The sequence below is a fragment of the Limnohabitans sp. genome (assembly GCF_046052825.1).
Taxonomy (GTDB): domain Bacteria; phylum Pseudomonadota; class Gammaproteobacteria; order Burkholderiales; family Burkholderiaceae_C; genus Limnohabitans.
This window is the reverse complement of sequence record NZ_JAVLFP010000038.1, coordinates 1-2,682: the sequence shown is the minus strand read 5'-3', so window position 1 is coordinate 2,682 and position 2,682 is coordinate 1. Positions and strand designations below refer to the sequence as shown.

General features: G+C 51.3%; 3 protein-coding genes and 1 pseudogene. All 4 read left to right on the top strand.

Going from position 1 to position 2,682, the window contains the following annotated elements; genetic code table 11:
- Positions 1-195: flagellin (locus ACKWJN_RS06370; protein ID WP_408595514.1), on the top strand; the 195-nt coding region annotated here is incomplete at its 5' end.
- A 56-nt stretch (positions 196-251) separates the two neighbouring features.
- Positions 252-1,859 carry a hypothetical protein gene (locus ACKWJN_RS06365; RefSeq protein ID WP_408595513.1) on the top strand — a complete coding sequence of 536 codons (1,608 nt, stop codon included), beginning with the start codon at positions 252-254 and terminating at the stop codon, positions 1,857-1,859.
- Between the two features lie 88 nt (positions 1,860-1,947).
- Positions 1,948-2,346, top strand: a complete 399-nt coding sequence (locus tag ACKWJN_RS06360; RefSeq protein ID WP_408595512.1) for a flagellar protein FlaG — start codon at positions 1,948-1,950, stop codon at positions 2,344-2,346.
- Positions 2,347-2,494: 148 nt separating this feature from the next.
- Positions 2,495-2,682 (top strand): annotated as a pseudogene (locus ACKWJN_RS06355) (flagellin FliC); the annotation flags it as partial.

Below are 2,682 nucleotides of genomic sequence, written 5' to 3'. Positions count from 1 at the left end.
CGCCTGAATGCCACGGTCAACAACCTGAGCAACGTGGTGACCAACACCGAGGCGTCCAGAAGCCGCATCATGGATACGGACTACTCGAAAGAGACCACGGCTTTGGCCAAGAGCCAGATCATTCAGCAAGCTGCCACGGCCATGTTGGCGCAAGCGAACCAGTCGTCACAAATGGTGATGTCGCTGCTGAAATAAGTCTGAAACCGAGGTGTTAGCATGAGGGCTGTGTCTGTCGACTCAGCCCTCTTTTTATGTCCAAGCCTCAATTGCATCATTTGTTACTCAAGGCCGAAAAGGCCAGAAAATCGGCCAATTTTCCAGAGTGCAAGCGCCTGTGCGAAGCCATTTTGCGAATCAACCAACAGGAGATGGGTGCGGTTGAAACTTTGGCGCTGTGCGCCTTGGAGACCAAGCACTTTGCCGAGGCTTTTGACGCCGCACGAAAACTCACAGATGCTGAGCCCAACAACGTCAACGGCGCCATGATCGCCTCTGTGGCTTTGATGAACACCAGCCAAGATGAGTTGGCCGTTCATGTGCTTGAAGAACAGATCAGCCGAACACCCAGCGTGCCGGCCTTGTTGTTCAATTTGCATTCCGCTTATGCTGCCCTGGGCTTGAACCAGAAAGCACTTGAAGTGGCCATGAGGGCCATTCAATTGGTGCCCACCAATGCCGATGCCTACAACAATTTGGGTGCCAGTCTTCATGCTTGTGCACGGCAGTCAGATGCAGTGATTGCTTTCCAAACCGCGGTTGATCTCAACCCAAAGCACTACACCGCGAGGTTGAATTTGGCCAATGCAATTTCTGGGGACGATGCCAAAATCATCCAAGAGATTGAATACGTGGTGCGAGAAGCCAAAGGCGTTTTGAGTGAAAGAGCCTTGGTAGGTGCCCTGCACAACACCGCATTTCCCTATTTGCGCTTGGGAAATTTAGAAAAAGGGTGGGAACGTTTGGAGCATGGTTTCAGTCCTTTGATTGACTCTAACCGTGGTCGCCGTCCGCAGCGTAACTTCACCGAACCTCGCTGGACAGGGCAGCCTTTGATGGGCAAATCCCTTTTGGTCTGGCGTGAACAAGGCTTGGGCGATGAAATCATGTTCGCCTCCATGCTCAATGAACTGCGTGCACTGGATGGCAAAGTTATTTTGGAGTGCGAGCCACGCTTGGTCTCCGTGTTTCAGCGTTCTTTCCCTGAATTTGAAGTTCGCGCAGAACTCTACCGGTCTATTTTTCCTTTTGACAGTCCACACAAAGACTTCGATGTACAAATTCCCTTGGGAAGCTTGGCCAGTTTGTACCGTCGAAAAATTGAGGACTTTGACCGTTCCAAACCCTATTGGGTGCCTGAGCCGACTCTCCGCGCAGAATACGAGCAGCGATTGCAAGCGGCGTGTGGTCAAAAAAAACGTGTGGGCTTGTGCTGGCGCAGTGCGGTCGTTTCTCCCACGCGAAGCACTTCTTACACCATGTTGATGGATTGGGCTGAACTCTTGCAGCGAGACGATGTCTGTGTGGTGAACCTGCAATATGGTCCCTGTGAAAAGGAATTGTTGGAGGTCGAGTCCGCATTGGGCATCCAAATCATCCGCTGGCCAGACACCGATTTGCAAAAAGATTTGGAGGCGGTGGCCGCCATCATTGCCAACCTGGATGTGGTGTGTTCTGTTGGAACTGCGGTGGCTCAAATCAGTGGGGCTGTTGGAACCAGAACATTGTTGTGTGCAGACTCCTACAACTGGACTTCTTTTGGCACCCAGGGTTATCCTTTCCAGCCCAGCATGCAGTTGGTCGTGGGTGAGGAGAAAAGTAATATGAAATCCGCTGTTGAGAAAACCATTCAATATATTTAAATATTTCGCTCAAGTTCTCTGATCTCGTTCCGATGACTCGATTGCCTAGTTTTAAATTCGCACTTTGAAGGGTGCTTGAGGGGAGTTCATGAGTTCAATCAACAACTTGAGTGGGGCGACGGTATTGCCGAGCACGCATGCTGCGCCCAATGCGGCCGCACCTGCCGTGGTGGCAGAACCGTCGGCGCGGCCATCCGATGTGGCCAACCGATTCAATGACTTTCGCCAGGTGGTTCAAAAGTCGTCTGACCAACTCGACAGCAGTCGCAGGCAGTTGGAGCTGGCGGTTCAAGAACTCAAACGCACCTCCGACAACGCGGGCAGAGCCCTGGGTTTTCGAATTGATCCAGCTGTCAGTGGCGCAATCGTGACGGTTTCTAACTTAGAAACGGGTCAAGTCATTCGGCAAATTCCTGACGAAGTGGTGGTACGTGTGGCCCACTCGATTGAGAAAATGAAGGGCTTGCTCTTCGACGGAAAACTTTAATTTCGACTTTTCAGTGGCAACGATTTGCCGCTTTTTTTAAAAAGTGGCAAATATTTGCCGCTTTTCTCTAAAGTAAGACCAAGACAGTCCGAATCACAAGGTAAGGCGCATCAAGCACCTCCCTTTTAAATCTCTCTAGGAGAATGTGATGACTGTTGTGAATACCAATGTGAAGTCCCTGGTGGCTCAAGACGCGATCATGAAAGTCGGTCGTGATCTGTCTACCGCCATGGAGCGTTTGTCAACTGGCAAGCGCATCAACTCAGCCAAAGATGATGCGGCAGGTTTGTCCATCAGCAACCGCATGACGTCGCAAATTCGCGGCCTGAACATGGC